Annotated in this window: 14 protein-coding genes and 1 pseudogene; 5 read left to right on the top strand and 10 right to left on the bottom strand. The window is 62.8% G+C overall.

The genetic code is table 11. From position 1 onward, the window contains the following. The first annotated feature begins 14 nt into the window (after positions 1 to 14). The gene (gene gloA / locus LW136_RS16260) at positions 15 to 407 is read left to right on the top strand and encodes a lactoylglutathione lyase (RefSeq protein WP_044316534.1); all 393 of its coding nucleotides are present in this window, start codon (positions 15 to 17) and stop codon (positions 405 to 407) included. A gap of 39 nt (positions 408 to 446) precedes the next feature. On the opposite strand, the gene LW136_RS16255 is transcribed toward gloA, so the two are convergent. The 8 genes from LW136_RS16255 to rsxA form a co-directional block, all read right to left on the bottom strand. Continuing rightward, on the bottom strand, positions 447 to 626 hold the full coding sequence (locus tag LW136_RS16255) for a PA3496 family putative envelope integrity protein (RefSeq protein WP_003282969.1): 180 nt from the start codon (positions 624 to 626) through the stop codon (positions 447 to 449). A 108-nt stretch (positions 627 to 734) separates the two neighbouring features. Further along, positions 735 to 1,373: an endonuclease III gene (nth, locus tag LW136_RS16250; RefSeq protein WP_014819502.1), complete on the bottom strand. Its 639-nt coding sequence runs from the start codon at positions 1,371 to 1,373 to the stop codon at positions 735 to 737. A 10-nt stretch (positions 1,374 to 1,383) separates the two neighbouring features. Continuing rightward, the gene (locus LW136_RS16245; protein ID WP_044316533.1) at positions 1,384 to 2,097 is read right to left on the bottom strand and encodes an electron transport complex subunit E; all 714 of its coding nucleotides are present in this window, start codon (positions 2,095 to 2,097) and stop codon (positions 1,384 to 1,386) included. After that, a complete protein-coding gene (rsxG, locus tag LW136_RS16240; RefSeq protein ID WP_044316532.1) occupies positions 2,094 to 2,867 on the bottom strand; it encodes an electron transport complex subunit RsxG in 774 nt (257 codons plus the stop codon). Before rsxG ends, LW136_RS16245 begins: the two co-directional genes overlap by 4 nt. A gap of 1 nt (position 2,868) precedes the next feature. Then, a complete protein-coding gene (locus LW136_RS16235; protein WP_042926734.1) occupies positions 2,869 to 3,897 on the bottom strand; it encodes an RnfABCDGE type electron transport complex subunit D in 1,029 nt (342 codons plus the stop codon). A 120-nt stretch (positions 3,898 to 4,017) separates the two neighbouring features. Next, complete coding sequence (rsxC, locus tag LW136_RS16230; RefSeq protein ID WP_234173188.1) at positions 4,018 to 6,885, bottom strand: electron transport complex subunit RsxC; 2,868 nt, start codon at positions 6,883 to 6,885, stop codon at positions 4,018 to 4,020. Then, positions 6,882 to 7,457 carry an electron transport complex subunit RsxB gene (gene rsxB / locus LW136_RS16225; protein ID WP_003302265.1) on the bottom strand — a complete coding sequence of 192 codons (576 nt, stop codon included), beginning with the start codon at positions 7,455 to 7,457 and terminating at the stop codon, positions 6,882 to 6,884. The genes rsxC and rsxB overlap by 4 nt, the downstream gene beginning before the upstream one ends. After that, on the bottom strand, positions 7,454 to 8,038 hold the full coding sequence (gene rsxA, locus LW136_RS16220) for an electron transport complex subunit RsxA (protein WP_003282096.1): 585 nt from the start codon (positions 8,036 to 8,038) through the stop codon (positions 7,454 to 7,456). Before rsxA ends, rsxB begins: the two co-directional genes overlap by 4 nt. Positions 8,039 to 8,260: 222 nt before the next feature. Between rsxA and LW136_RS16215 the strand changes: the two genes are divergently transcribed. Then, the gene (locus LW136_RS16215; protein ID WP_041014729.1) at positions 8,261 to 8,668 is read left to right on the top strand and encodes a hypothetical protein; all 408 of its coding nucleotides are present in this window, start codon (positions 8,261 to 8,263) and stop codon (positions 8,666 to 8,668) included. Positions 8,669 to 8,679: 11 nt separating this feature from the next. Here LW136_RS16215 and LW136_RS16210 read toward each other — a convergent pair. Continuing rightward, positions 8,680 to 8,910 (bottom strand): annotated as a pseudogene (locus LW136_RS16210) (enoyl-CoA hydratase/isomerase family protein); the annotation flags it as partial. A 70-nt stretch (positions 8,911 to 8,980) separates the two neighbouring features. On the opposite strand from LW136_RS16210, the gene LW136_RS16205 reads away from it, so the two are divergent. Beyond that, complete coding sequence (locus tag LW136_RS16205; protein ID WP_003116647.1) at positions 8,981 to 10,351, top strand: IS1182-like element ISCfr1 family transposase; 1,371 nt, start codon at positions 8,981 to 8,983, stop codon at positions 10,349 to 10,351. A gap of 184 nt (positions 10,352 to 10,535) precedes the next feature. Here the strand turns inward: LW136_RS16205 and LW136_RS16200 are convergent, their stop codons facing one another. Further along, on the bottom strand, positions 10,536 to 11,432 hold the full coding sequence (locus LW136_RS16200) for a LysR family transcriptional regulator (protein WP_041014681.1): 897 nt from the start codon (positions 11,430 to 11,432) through the stop codon (positions 10,536 to 10,538). A 113-nt stretch (positions 11,433 to 11,545) separates the two neighbouring features. Between LW136_RS16200 and LW136_RS16195 the strand changes: the two genes are divergently transcribed. Both LW136_RS16195 and LW136_RS16190 read left to right on the top strand, forming a co-directional pair. After that, positions 11,546 to 11,974, top strand: coding sequence for a VOC family protein (locus LW136_RS16195; protein WP_041014680.1), 429 nt, complete (start codon positions 11,546 to 11,548; stop codon positions 11,972 to 11,974). Then, positions 11,971 to 12,558 (top strand): glutathione S-transferase family protein, encoded by a 588-nt coding sequence (locus LW136_RS16190; RefSeq protein ID WP_041014679.1) that lies wholly within the window; start codon positions 11,971 to 11,973, stop codon positions 12,556 to 12,558. Before LW136_RS16195 ends, LW136_RS16190 begins: the two co-directional genes overlap by 4 nt. The last annotated feature ends 3 nt before the right edge of the window (positions 12,559 to 12,561 follow it).

Raw genomic sequence — 12,561 nt, 5'->3', positions numbered from 1 at the left:
AGGAGACCTGAATCATGAGACTGCTGCATACCATGCTGCGTGTCGGCGATATGGAAAAGTCCATCGCCTTCTACACCGAAGTGCTGGGCATGACCCTGCTGCGCCGCAAAGACTATCCGGACGGCAAATTCACGCTCGCCTTCGTCGGTTACGGCGACGAGGCGCACAACAGCGTCATCGAGCTGACCCACAACTGGGGTGTCGAGACCTACGAGCTGGGTAATGGCTACGGCCACATCGCCCTGGAAGTGGAAGATGTCTACAAGGCCTGCGAGGACATCCGCGCCCGTGGCGGCAAGATCACCCGGGAGCCGGGGCCGATGATGCACGGTTCGAGCATTCTGGCCTTCGTTGAAGACCCGGATGGCTACAAGATAGAAATGTTATCGCCGAAGCGCGCTGACTGATAGATAGATATGAAAAAGCCCCTTTCGGGGCTTTTTCTTTTATAGATCGAAGTCGAAGTCGTTCAACTGTTTCTGCAGGCGGCGTTCCTCCAGCAGGTTGTCGATGATTCGGCGCTTGGTCAGATTGGTCTTGGCGACCTCGACGGGAGCTTCGCTGCTCTCATCGTCATCTTCGGCGATGAAATCGTCTTCGATCTGAATGTCTTCTTTCTCGGCCACTTGTTCACTCCAAGGCTACGGGGCGCTCTTGGCGCACCTTATAGCCGCAAATCGGGAGCCGGTAAAAAAGTTTTTTTCAATCGCGATGCAAGCTTTTCGCTAGCGCACTCAATCGTCCGAAGTCTTGTGCCTGTATTCGCAGAGATCCTCGATCCGACAGCTGCCGCATAATGGTTTGCGCGCCTTGCAGACATAGCGGCCGTGCAGGATCAGCCAGTGGTGTGCATCGAGCAGATAATCCTTCGGTACGAAACGAATCAGCTTGCGTTCGACCTCCAGAACGTTCTTGCCTGGGGCGATGCCGGTGCGGTTGCTGACCCGGAAGATGTGCGTGTCCACCGCCATGGTGAATTGGCGGAATGCCGTGTTCAGTACCACGTTGGCGGTCTTGCGGCCCACCCCGGGGAGGGCTTCCAGATCCTCGCGATTGTCCGGCACCTGGCCGCCATGCTTCTCGATCAGGATGCGACAGGTCTCGATGACGTTCTTCGCCTTGCTCGGATACAACCCGATGGTGCGGATGTACTCGCACAGGCCGTCGTAGCCGAGGGCGTAGATCGCCTCCGGGGTGTTGGCCACGGGGTAGAGCCTGGCAGTGGCCTTGTTCACGCCGACATCGGTGGCCTGGGCCGAGAGGATCACGGCGATCAGCAGCTCGAAGGGCGTGCTGTAGGCCAGCTCGGTCTTCGGCTCGGGGTTGTCTTCATGCAAGCGCCGGAAGATTTCCCGACGTTTTTCGGCATTCATCGGAACGGGCTCACTCGATCACACCGGTTACGCGTACGCGGCGGCTGGTGGCCGGCGCAGCGGGCTGGGTGGCGCGGGCACGTTCGGCAAGCTGCTGGTCGATCCGGTTCTTCAGCGCAATCAGCAGGCCGAGCACGATGAAGGCGCCAGGCGGCAGAATCGCCAACAGGAAGCCCTTGTAGTTGCTGAACAGAGTGATCTGCCAGTCAGCGGCGATCGGGCCGAACAGCAGGTGCATGTTGGCGAACAGCGCACCGGTGCCGAACAGTTCGCGCAGGCCGCCGAGCACCACCAGAACCAGACAGAAGCCGATGCCCATGACCAGGCCGTCGAAGCCTGCGATCAGCGGATTGTGTTTGGCGGCGAACCCGTCGGCGCGTCCAAGGATGACGCAGTTGGTGGTGATCAGCGGGATGAAGATGCCGAGGATCTGGTACAGCTCGTAGGTGAAGGCCTGCATCAGTAGCTCAATGCAGGTGGTCAGCGCGGCGATGATCATCACGAATGCCGGCAGACGCACCGCGGTGTTGACCACGCCGCGCACCAGCGATACGCCGATGTTCGAACAGGTCAGCACCAGCATCGTCGCCAGGCCGAGTCCGAGTGCGTTGACCGCCGAGTTGCTGACGCCGAGCAGCGGACAGAGCCCGAGCAGCTGGACCAGCGCCGGGTTGTTCTTCCACAGTCCGTTGACGGTCAGTTCGCGATAGCTGGGTGCGCTCATGGCTGATCCCCTTGCGGCTCGGCTTCAGGCTCGTTGGTTTGCAGCTCGTCGCGGGTGGCGGCACTTCCGGCGCGTGAGTGGACGGTGGCTCCGGCGGGCTCGATGCGGCTTTCCAAGGCGTCGCCGACGGCCCCGGTCGTCTCGCCGCCGGTTGCCAGCAGCTCGGCCTTGTGCGCATCGAAGTACTGCAAGGCGCGGTGCACGGCGCCGACCACGGCGCGGGGGGTGATGGTGGCGCCGGCGAACTGGTCGAACTCGCCGCGATCCTTCTTCACCGCCCAGCCGTCGGCCTCGGGGCTGCTCAGCGACTTGCCTTCGAAGCTGCGAATCCAAGGACTTTTCGCCAGTTCGATCTTGTCGCCCAGTCCTGGCGTTTCACGATGGCCGATGACGCGGACACCGGCGACCCGGCCGTCGGCGTGGATGCCCACCAGCAGGTGAATCGCGCCGCTGTAGCCATCCGGCGCGATGGCCTGGAGGATCACGGCGCTTGGCCGGCCATCCTTGATTGCGACATAAGCGGGCAGAGGGCTCTTGTTGCCGAGCAAGCGGTCCTGGATCAGCACGCTGTCGTCGAGCAGGTGATTGTCATAACTGCCTGCGGGCAAAATTTCACCCAGTGCGCGAACCTGTGCGGCGCGTTCGGCGGCCTGAATGCGTTCGGCGGTTCCCTGCTGAAGCAGCGTCACCGCGCCTACGGTGACAATTGCGAACAGGCCCAGCACCGCGGCGTTCTTCAGCATGGAACGGCTGATTTCCGGAAGCATCATGTCATTCGCCCAGCTTGAAGCCGCGCTCGGCCTTGCGGTGGCCGTAGGTGCGCGGGCGGGTGTAGTAATCGATAGTGGGTGCCGCCAGGTTCATCAGCAGCACGCCGAAGGCCACGCCATCCGGATAGCCGCCCCAGGCGCGGATGACGTAGACCAGAATGCCGACGCCAACACCGAAGATGAGACGCCCGAGCGGGCTGGTGGCGCTGCTGACCGGATCGGTGACGATGAAGAACGCGCCTAGCATGGTGGCGCCGCTGAGCAGATGGAACAGCGGCGAGCCGTTGCTATCAGAGCCCGAGCCATTCCAGAACACCAGGCTCATCACCACCAGCGCGGCGAGCATGCCCACTGGCGCATGCCAGCTGAACAGCCTTTTGTGCAGTAGGAACAGGCCGCCGGCCAGGAAAGCCAGGTTCACCACCTCCGAACCGATGCCGCCAAAGTGGCCGAACGCCGGATTGCTCCACAGCTCGTCGATGGTCAGGCTTTTGTTCACCTTCAGTACGTCGAGGGCCGTGGCCTGGGTCCAGCCATCGGGCAGCGAGGCGATGCCGAGGATGTGCTGCAGGCCGGCACCTAGCCCGACGCTGTGCGGCACAGGCCAGGTTGTCATTTCGACCGGGAAGGAAATCAGCACCACCACGTAGCCGATCATCGCCGGGTTGAAGGGGTTCTGGCCAAGGCCGCCATACAGCTGTTTGCCGAAGACCACCGCGCAACCAGTGGCAATCAGTGTCAGCCACCAGGGTGAGTAGGGCGGCAGCGCGAGGGCCAGCAACACAGCGGTAACCAGCACGCTGCCATCGCGGAGAAAGAAGCCTACCGGACGCTGGCGCAGCTTCAGAATCGCTGCTTCGAAACCAAGAGCGGCCGCGCAGGCCCAGGCCATGTTGATCAACGTACCGGCGCCGTAAAGCCAGGTCAGCACGATCACGCCGGGCAGGGTAGCCGCGAGCACCAGCAGCATGACGCGCTGGGTACGGCTGGGGCCCTTGGCATGGGGCGAAGTGATGCGGGGCAGGGCCATTGGCTCTCCGGTTCTAACGCGTTGACTGGGTGCAGGCTGGGGAGCCTACGCCTTGTGTCCGTTCTATGTGTTGGTGTTTCACCCAGGCGACGAAGGTTGCTGCCGTCTCGAGCCGTGGGTTCATGAGTCCTGATATTCCGCCATCTGGCGTTCCGCCTCGCTCAACCGTGCGCGGGCAGCGTCTATTGCAGCGGACTCTGCGTTCTCGTCGCGCTCAAGCTTGCGCAGATCGGCTCGGGCAAAGGCGAGCTCGGTCTTGAGCGCTCGCTGGCGATCATCGACTCCCGGCTTGCTGGTCCGTACCAGCTCGGGCGCGGGTTTCTGCGAAGCATCCTCGGCAGCGTGCAGCGCTTGCTCCGCTGCGCTCAGCGCATCACGCAGACGGCTGAGCTCCGGTTCTTCGGCGCCGGCTTTCTCGGCTTTCTTGAGTTCGGCGCGCTTCATCGCCAGTTCGATCTTGGCTTTCTTCAGTGCATCGTCAGCGGCTGGCTTCGCATCCGGTGTTGGCGCCGAATTCTGCGCGGCACTGAGGCCCTGCTCTGCTTCATGCAGCTGCTGGCGCAGGCGCGCGAGTTCGGCTTGCTGGTCGTCGTCCGGCGTTTCGACCTTCTCCAGCTTGCGGATCTGCGCCTTGAGCATGGCAGCTTCGATCTTGGCTTTTTTCAGTGCTTCGTCATCGGCTGGCTTGGCGGCGGGAGCGGGCGCTGCACTCTGCGCGGCGGTCAGCGCCTGTTCGGCGTCGTGCAGCTGCTGGCGCAGGCTGGCGAGTTCGGCTTGCTGGTCGTCGTCCGGCGTTTCGACCTTCTCCAGCTTGCGGATCTGCGCCTTGAGCATGGCGGCTTCGATCTTCGCCTTCTTCAGGGCTTCGTCATCGGCCGGCTTGGCGGCGGGGGCGGGCGCTGCACTCTGCGCGGCGGCCAGCGTCTGTTCGGCGTCGTGCAGCTGCTGGCGCAGGCGGCCGAGTTCGGCTTGTTGGGCGTCGTCCGGTGCTTCGATCTTCTCCAGCTTGCGAATCTGCGCCTTGAGCATGGCAGCTTCGATCTTGGCTTTTTTCAGTGCTTCGTCATCGGCCGGCTTGGCGGCGGGAGCGGGCGCTGCACTCTGCGCGGCGGTCAGCGCCTGTTCGGCGTCGTTCAGCTGCTGACGTAGACGGGCGAGTTCGGCTTGCTGGTCGTCGTCCGGCGTTTCGACCTTCTCCAGTTTGCGAATCTGTGCCTTGAGCATGGCGGCTTCGATCTTGGCTTTTTTCGCAACGGCATCGTCTGGCCCTGGCGCAGTGGCGGGCGGAGCGGAGTCCGTCTGCATGGCGGCATCCAACGCACGCTGCGCGGCCTCGGCGGCGTTGCGCAGATCGGCAACCTGGGCTTCCAGCTCGGCAGTGGCATGGGTGGCCAGCTGCTTCTCGGCTTTCTTCAGGGCGACCTGGGCCATGCTGGCCTCGATCTTAAGTTTCTTCTGCGTTTCGGAAAGGCTGGTCTTCTGTGCCGGGGCCGCCGTCTCGGCTGTGGTCGCGGTCGGGCCGCTCTCGCTTTGCGCCGCCTTGGCGCGTGCCGCACGTTCGGCACGGGCCTTGCGTTCGGCTTCCTTCTGTTCTTCGGCGCGCCGTAGACGTTCCTGGCGAAGCTCGAAGCGCTGTTTGGAGTGCTCGGCCTTCTGCTGCTTCTGCTCCAGCTCGCGGATCTCACCCTTGGCAGCGCGGTAATACTGCACCAGGGGGATGTTGGAGGGGCAGACGTAGGCGCAGGCGCCGCACTCGATGCAGTCGAACAGGTTATGGGCCTTGAGTTGCTCATGCTCCTGGCCGAGGGCAAAGAAATGCAGCTGCTGCGGTAGCAGGCTGACCGGGCAGGCCTCGGCGCACTCTCCGCAACGGATGCACGGCAGAGCGGGCGGCGGTGGCGGCAGCTCTTCCAGCGTGCTCGCCAGCAGGCAGTTGGTGGTCTTGACCACCGGCACCTCAAGGGATGGCAGGCTGAAGCCCATCATCGGGCCGCCCATAATCAGACGGTTGAGCCTGTGCTGATCGAGACCGGCGAAGGCCAGCAGTTCATCCACGGGGGTGCCGATCAGCACCTCGACGTTCATCGGCCGCGCCAGCGCCTCGCCGGTCAGAGTGGTGATGCGCGAGATCAACGGCTTGCCGAGGAGCACGGCGTCGTGGATGGCGACGCAGGTTCCGACGTTCTGGCAGAGCATGCCGATATCCGCCGGCAAGCCGCCACTGGGAACCTCTTCTCCGGTGAGAATCTGGATCAGCTGCTTTTCGCCGCCGGACGGATACTTGGTTGGGAAGACCTTCAACGTGAAGGGGCGCTCGCCGATGGCAGCCCGCACTGCGGCGATCGCTTCGGGCTTGTTGTCCTCGATGCCGATCAGTACCTCTTGCGGCTGAATCAGGTGCGCGAGTATCTCGATCCCCGCGACCAGCTCGGCCGCCTTTTCACGCATCAGCAGGTCATCGGCGGTGATGTAGGGCTCGCACTCGGTGCCATTGATGATCAGCGTGCGGATCGTCTGGGTCGGCGGGGGGCTGAGCTTCACGGCGGTGGGGAAGCCGGCGCCGCCGAGGCCGCTGATGCCGGCCTGGCGAATCAGCTCGAGCAGGGCAGGGCGCTCGAGTTCACGGTAATCCGGCTGCGGATGCAGGTCGATCCATTTGTCTTCGCCATCGCTGTCGATGACGATCGCGTTGGCGAGCATGCCTGATACATGCGGGTAGGGCTGCGGGCCGATGAAGCTGACCAGTCCGGAGGTAGGAGCATGCAGCGGCGCGCTGACAAACCCGCTGGCGACAGCGATCTGCTGACCTTTGAGTACCCGTTCGCCAAGAGTGACGCAGGGCTCGGCCGGCGCTCCGAGGTGCTGCGTCAGTGGCAGGACCAGGCGCTTGGGCAGCGGGGCCGGCTGGATCGGGGTGCGGTTGGACAGATCCTTGTGTTCCGGCGGATGAATGCCGCCGTGGATGTCCCAGATCTTCAGTGCGGTCATGCGGCCTGCTCCCGATCAGTTGCGATCAGCTGGCCGGGCGCCAGCGGCCGGTTCCATTTCCAGCTCTGCAGGTTGCTGCCGACTTCGATCATGTCGATGCAGTCCACCGGGCAGGGTTCGACACACAGGTCGCAGCCGGTGCACTCGGAAATGATCACGGTGTGCATCTGCCGCGCGGCACCGACGATGGCGTCAACCGGGCAGGCCTGGATGCACTTGGTGCAGCCGATGCACTCGGCTTCACGGATGTAGGCGACCATCTGCGGCTTTTCGCCACCCTCGGCATCCAGCGGCTCCGCCTCGACATCGAGCAGATCGGCCAGGGCCTGGATGGTCGCTTCGCCGCCCGGTGGGCACTTGTTGATCTTGTCGCCGCCGGCAATGGCTTCGGCGTAGGGTTTGCAGCCCGGATAGCCGCACTGGCCACATTGGGTCTGGGGTAGCAGGGCATTGATCTGCTCGGCGATCGGATCGCCTTCGACACGAAAGCGCACAGCGGCGAAACCGAGGATGGCGCCGCCGAGCAAGCACAGCGCGAGCAGGGCGAGGATCGCGATGACGACTGCGCTCATAGCTTGATCAGCCCGGTGAAGCCCATGAATGCCAGCGACATCAGGCCGGCGGTGACCATGCCGATCGCCGCGCCCTGGAACGACTTCGGCACGTCTGCAATGGCGATGCGCTCGCGCATGGCGGCGAACAGTACGAGCACCAGGGAAAAGCCCAGCCCTGCGGCGAAGCCGTTGACGGTGGCGGTAAGAAAGGTGAATTCGGCCTTGTTGGCATTGAGCAGCGCCACGCCGAGCACGATGCAGTTGGTGGTGATCAGCGGCAGAAAGATGCCGAGTACGCGGTACAGCAACGGACTGGTCTTGTTCACCACCATCTCGGTGAACTGAACGGTCACCGCGATCACCAGAATGAAGCTGATGGTGCGTAGAAACTCGAGGTCCAGCGGCTTGAGCACATACTGCTGGACGAGGTAGCTGCACATGGCAGCAAGCGTCAGCACGAAGGTGGTGGCCAGCGACAGGCCGATGGCGGTCTCGATCTTCTTCGAGACGCCCATGAACGGGCACAGACCGAGGAACTGCACCAGCACGAAATTGTTGACCAGGATGGCGCTAACCATGATCAGGGCGAGTTCGGTCATCTAGGGTCTATTCCCGTTCCGTCCGCTCTGCGAGAGCCGTGGGGCTAAAGGGCCGCTATTATCGGGAAGCAGCGGCAGCCATACAAGGTGCGGCGGCCCGTCGCGGTCCTCGCGCGACGCATGACGTCGTGTCAGAGCTGCCGGTTGTCCGCTGTTTCTGCAGCTGTCTCACGGTTGTGGTCTGATGAATCGAAGCCTGTGACGCCATCGGAGGTGGTTTCCATGAGCATTCGTTCTTCACTGCTTATTCTGCTCTGTGTCGGCCTGGGCATGAGCCTGCAGGCCCATGCGGAGCGGCGAGACGGCGTCTGGGTCTTCCAGGCGGAGAGTCCGCGCTACTACAACCCGGGGCCGCGACACTATGACCGGGACTATCGTCAGCATAACCGTCCGCATCAATACGACCCGCGAAGCCCTTATTCCCACTATCCGCAGTACCCGCGCAACCTGCCGCCGCGTTATCAGAGTCAGCTTCCGCCGCAATACTACGACCGCCATCGCGGCTTCGAGCGACGTGGCTACTGGCGCCAGGAACATCGCCAGCAGCGTCCGCCGCTGATCAGGGATGGGCGCGATCATCGGCTACGGCCTCATTACGATAGGGGCGGCCGTCAGCACTACTATCGGTGATGAGAGGGCATTCAGGCCAGGCCGGTCAGTGGATGATCCCCTTCCCAGGTCGGCTCGAAGTGCGCCTCGACCACCGCTGGCGGAACGTGGAGGGCGTCCGGCCAATGCCAGCCTGGCCTATTGTCCTTGTCGATCAGGCGGGCACGGACGCCTTCGGCGAACTCTGGGTGGCGACAGCAATTCAGGCTTAGCGCGTACTCCATCTGCAATGCCTGGCCCAGCGACAGCTTCCGGCCGATTCTGTTGAAAAAGTAGCGGCCTCTCCATGCCGTTGGCAAAATTGCTCTGTCAGCGAGCGTGGGGGCGAACAGCATGATGGGGCAGTTACCGGGAGGACAGCAGCGCCTGTTCTACTCGTTCAACCTAGAAGATCACGTCCCGGCTCAACACCTCCTGCGCAGCATCGACCAGTGCCTGGATCTTAGTGATCTGCGCGCCTACCTGGCGGACTTCTATAGTCCCATCGGACGCCCCTCGATTGACCCGGAATTGATGGTGCGCATGCTGGTCGTCGGCTACTGCTATGGCATTCGTTCCGAGCGGCGATTGTGCGAAGAGGTGCACCTGAACCTGGCCTATCGCTGGTTCTGCCGGCTGGGTCTGGAAGACGAAGTCCCCAATCACTCGACCTTCTCGAAGAATCGCCATGGGCGTTTTCGTGACAGCGATCTGTTCCGCTGGTTGTTCAATGAGGTGCTGCGGCGTTGCATGGCAGCCGGCCTAGTCAAGGGCGAAGGTTTTGCCGTCGACGCTAGCATCATCAAGGCGGATGCCAGCCGGCAACGTGGGGTAGCGGGAGATGAGGTCGATTGGAACGATCCAAAGCTCAGCAGCCGCGCAGTGCGCGAGTACCTCGAAGCCCTTGATGAAGAGGCGCTGGCTGAGGCTCTTCCCAAGAAAATTTCGCTCACAGATCCTCAGTCCCGTTGGACAGCAGCGCCAGGTGGGCCGGCCTTTTTTGCCTACTCCACGAATTACCTGATCGACACTGAGCACGGTGTGATCATGGACGTGGAAGCTACCCCGGCGCACCGTACCGCCGAAGTCGATTCGACTAGGACGATGGTCGAGCGTGTCAAAGCTCAGTTCGATCTCACACCGGAACGCCTTATCGGCGATACCGCTTATGGCACCGCCCCGATGCTGGCCTGGATGGTCGAAGAAAAGGACATCGAGCCGCATGTGCCGGTGTGGGACAAGACTGAGCGCAAGGACGACAGCCTCTCCAGTAACGACTTCCACTGGAACCAGGAGGCCAATGAATACCGCTGCCCAGCCGGCAAACCACTACGCAGTGAGTGGCGCGCCTTCACCCAGAAAAGATCGCGGGTGACCAAGGCCAACACCATCATTTATCGCTCCAGCCAAACCGACTGCACTACCTGTCCGCTGAAAGCGAAATGCTGCCCCAACACGCCGAATCGGAAGATCGTCCGCAGTATCCATGAGGCTGCCCGCGATGTGGCCAGGCGCATCGCCAAGACACCGGAATACCTCGTCTCTCGCTGCGAACGAAAGAAGGTGGAGATGCTGTTCGCCCACCTCAAACGGATCATGAAACTCGATCGTTTACGACTGCGCGGCCTGACAGGTGCCACTGACGAATTCACTTTGGCGGCGGCGGTGCAGAACCTGCGACGCATGGCCAAGCTTTTGCCTCAAGGGCCACCGCTCACGGGATAGGTACGCCTGCTGAGAGCAGAAACCTTCAAATTAACCCTCAGGCCTGAGCAAGGACGCTCAGCGAAACGCCGAAAGGCAACCTGAAGTGGCTTGCAGTCACTTCGACAGCAGGCACACCTGATCGGCAGGCCGCCGCTAAACCTACTTTTTCAACAGAATCGGCCGATAGCAGTCAGCCGCGACCCTAACCCAACCCCGGCAACCCCCTCTCCAACCTAAGACAAACCCACTCCACAAATGCCCGCACCCTTGGTGATAGCTGCAAGGCGTGCGGGTAGACCAGTTGGATCGGCAGGTCCTTCGGCTCGTAATCCCTGAGCACCCTTACCAGACGACCATCAGCCAGTTCATCGGCGACCTGATAGTGCATCAGCCGGGTGATGCCGAGGCCTTGCACGCAGGCAAGGCTGGTGGTGCGGATCTGGTTGCAGGTCAGGCGTGGGGTGATTTCTTCGGCCTGTTCCTTTTCGCCGTGGCGGTAGTACCAGTGGCGGCCCTGGGCGGCGAAGAGGATGCAGGCGTGGTCCTCCAGTGCCGCCGGGGTGTCGATGGCGGGGGCGGTGCTCAGGTAGTCGGGGCTGGCGCAGGTGATCAGCCGGGTGCTGCCGATCTGTCGGGCGACCATGGCCGAGTCGGGGAGGTGGCCGATGCGCAGGGCGAGGTCGAGGCGTTCGTCGAGCAGCGGGACGATCTGGTCGCTCAGGTTCAGCTCGACTCTGATATCCGCATGCTTCTTGAGAAATTCGTTCACCAGCGGCGCAACGTAACGCTGGCCGAACTCCACCGGCGCGGTGATGCGCAGCAGGCCGCGGACGGCGCCGTCGCTGGCTTCCAGGCGCTGTTCCATGTCGGCGAAGTCCGCCAGCATGCGCCGGCTCCAAGCCAGGTATTCCGCGCCCTCGTCGGTCAGTGCCATGCGCCGGGTGCTGCGGTTAAGCAGGCGCACGCCGAGGTGCCGCTCCAGCGCGGCCAGTGAGCGCACCAGCGATGCCACGGATTGCCCGGTGGCATCGGCGGCCGAGCTCAGGCTGCCGTTGTCGACGATGCGAACGAAGTTGGCCATTGCCTTGAGCTTGTCCATTGCCACCCCGGGATTTGTGCGATTGCTGCATAGATGTTGTCAGGCCCGCGGCATAGGTGAAACCCGTGTGGCGGCTGACACTGCAGGGACTGAGGTCTTTTGGAGTTTCGCACATGAATCAATCAGCCAGTCCCGCTCGCATTCTCGCCTACGACCACATCGGTATTCGTGTCAGCGACCGGCCGCGCGCGATGGCCTTCTACCAGGCGCTGGGCTTCGTCGAGAGCGCGAGCTTTCCGCTGTTCGAAGCGAACGAAATGCTCAGCCCGGATGGCGTGCGCATCAACCTGATCTTCAACGGTGCGCGTGCCGCTGATGCGCACAACGTGCTGCTGGATGCGCCGGTCAAGCGGCCTGGCATGACCCATCCGGCGTTTATCGTCGATGACCTCGCGGCGCTCCAGCACTGGCTCGAGGCGCACGGCATCGTCATTACCGAGGGACCGCATCCCATCGGTCCGCGGCGGATCGCGCTGTTCATCCGCGACCCGGACGGCAACGTTCTCGAATTCAATCAGCTCATCAGAGGAGGTGCGCAATGAAACTGTATGATCTGGGCCCATCCGGCAACTGCTACAAGGTGCGGCTGTTCGCTGCGCTGGCAAACATCGACCTTGAACGGGTAGCCGTGGATTTCGCCAATGGCGCACACAAGAAGCCGCCGCTGTCCGAGCTGAACCCGCTCGGGCAGTTGCCGGTTCTGGATGATGGCGGGCATATCGTCCGCGACTCGCAGGCCATTCTGGTTTACCTCGCTGGTACGTACGGCGGCCTGGCGTGGTGGCCGGACAACCCGCGTGGGCAGGCGGAGATCGTGCAGTGGCTGTCCTTCACCGCCAACGAGATCCAGCAGAGCCTGAATGCGGCGCGGCTGGTACAGAAGTTCGGTTATCCGCTGGACAAGGCCGCGGCGCTGGAAAAGTCACCAGCGGTGCTCAAGCTGCTGGATGATCATCTACAGCGCCACGATTGGCTGGCGATCGACCGACCGACCATCGCCGATTGCGCGGTCTACCCCTACGTGGTGCTGGCGCCGGAAGGGGATGTGGATCTCACGCCGTACAGTCACGTCGCCCGCTGGATGAAGCGGCTGGAAGCGTTGCCGGGTTATCTGCCCAAGCCCTGACCT

Origin of the sequence: Stutzerimonas kunmingensis (assembly GCF_021432085.1) — a bacterium.
Taxonomy (GTDB): Bacteria; Pseudomonadota; Gammaproteobacteria; order Pseudomonadales; family Pseudomonadaceae; genus Stutzerimonas.
The sequence above is the reverse complement of the archived record's forward strand: the minus strand, read 5'-3'. Positions and strand labels throughout refer to the sequence as shown.

Bases quoted from the DNA above. Each gene is read 5' to 3' on its own strand.
- rsxB (WP_003302265.1), bottom strand. From the start codon at position 7,457: ATGAGCGCAGTCGTCATCGCGATCCTCGCCCTGCTCGCGCTGTGCTTG.
- rsxC (WP_234173188.1), bottom strand. From the start codon at position 6,885: ATGACCGCACTGAAGATCTGGGACATCCACGGCGGCATTCATCCGCCG.
- rsxA (WP_003282096.1), bottom strand. From the start codon at position 8,038: ATGACCGAACTCGCCCTGATCATGGTTAGCGCCATCCTGGTCAACAAT.
- LW136_RS16190 (WP_041014679.1), top strand. From the start codon at position 11,971: ATGAAACTGTATGATCTGGGCCCATCCGGCAACTGCTACAAGGTGCGG.
- LW136_RS16235 (WP_042926734.1), bottom strand. From the start codon at position 3,897: ATGGCCCTGCCCCGCATCACTTCGCCCCATGCCAAGGGCCCCAGCCGT.
- LW136_RS16195 (WP_041014680.1), top strand. From the start codon at position 11,546: ATGAATCAATCAGCCAGTCCCGCTCGCATTCTCGCCTACGACCACATC.
- gloA (WP_044316534.1), top strand. From the start codon at position 15: ATGAGACTGCTGCATACCATGCTGCGTGTCGGCGATATGGAAAAGTCC.
- LW136_RS16245 (WP_044316533.1), bottom strand. From the start codon at position 2,097: ATGAGCGCACCCAGCTATCGCGAACTGACCGTCAACGGACTGTGGAAG.
- rsxG (WP_044316532.1), bottom strand. From the start codon at position 2,867: ATGATGCTTCCGGAAATCAGCCGTTCCATGCTGAAGAACGCCGCGGTG.
- LW136_RS16215 (WP_041014729.1), top strand. From the start codon at position 8,261: ATGAGCATTCGTTCTTCACTGCTTATTCTGCTCTGTGTCGGCCTGGGC.
- nth (WP_014819502.1), bottom strand. From the start codon at position 1,373: ATGAATGCCGAAAAACGTCGGGAAATCTTCCGGCGCTTGCATGAAGAC.
- LW136_RS16200 (WP_041014681.1), bottom strand. From the start codon at position 11,432: ATGGACAAGCTCAAGGCAATGGCCAACTTCGTTCGCATCGTCGACAAC.
- LW136_RS16205 (WP_003116647.1), top strand. From the start codon at position 8,981: ATGATGGGGCAGTTACCGGGAGGACAGCAGCGCCTGTTCTACTCGTTC.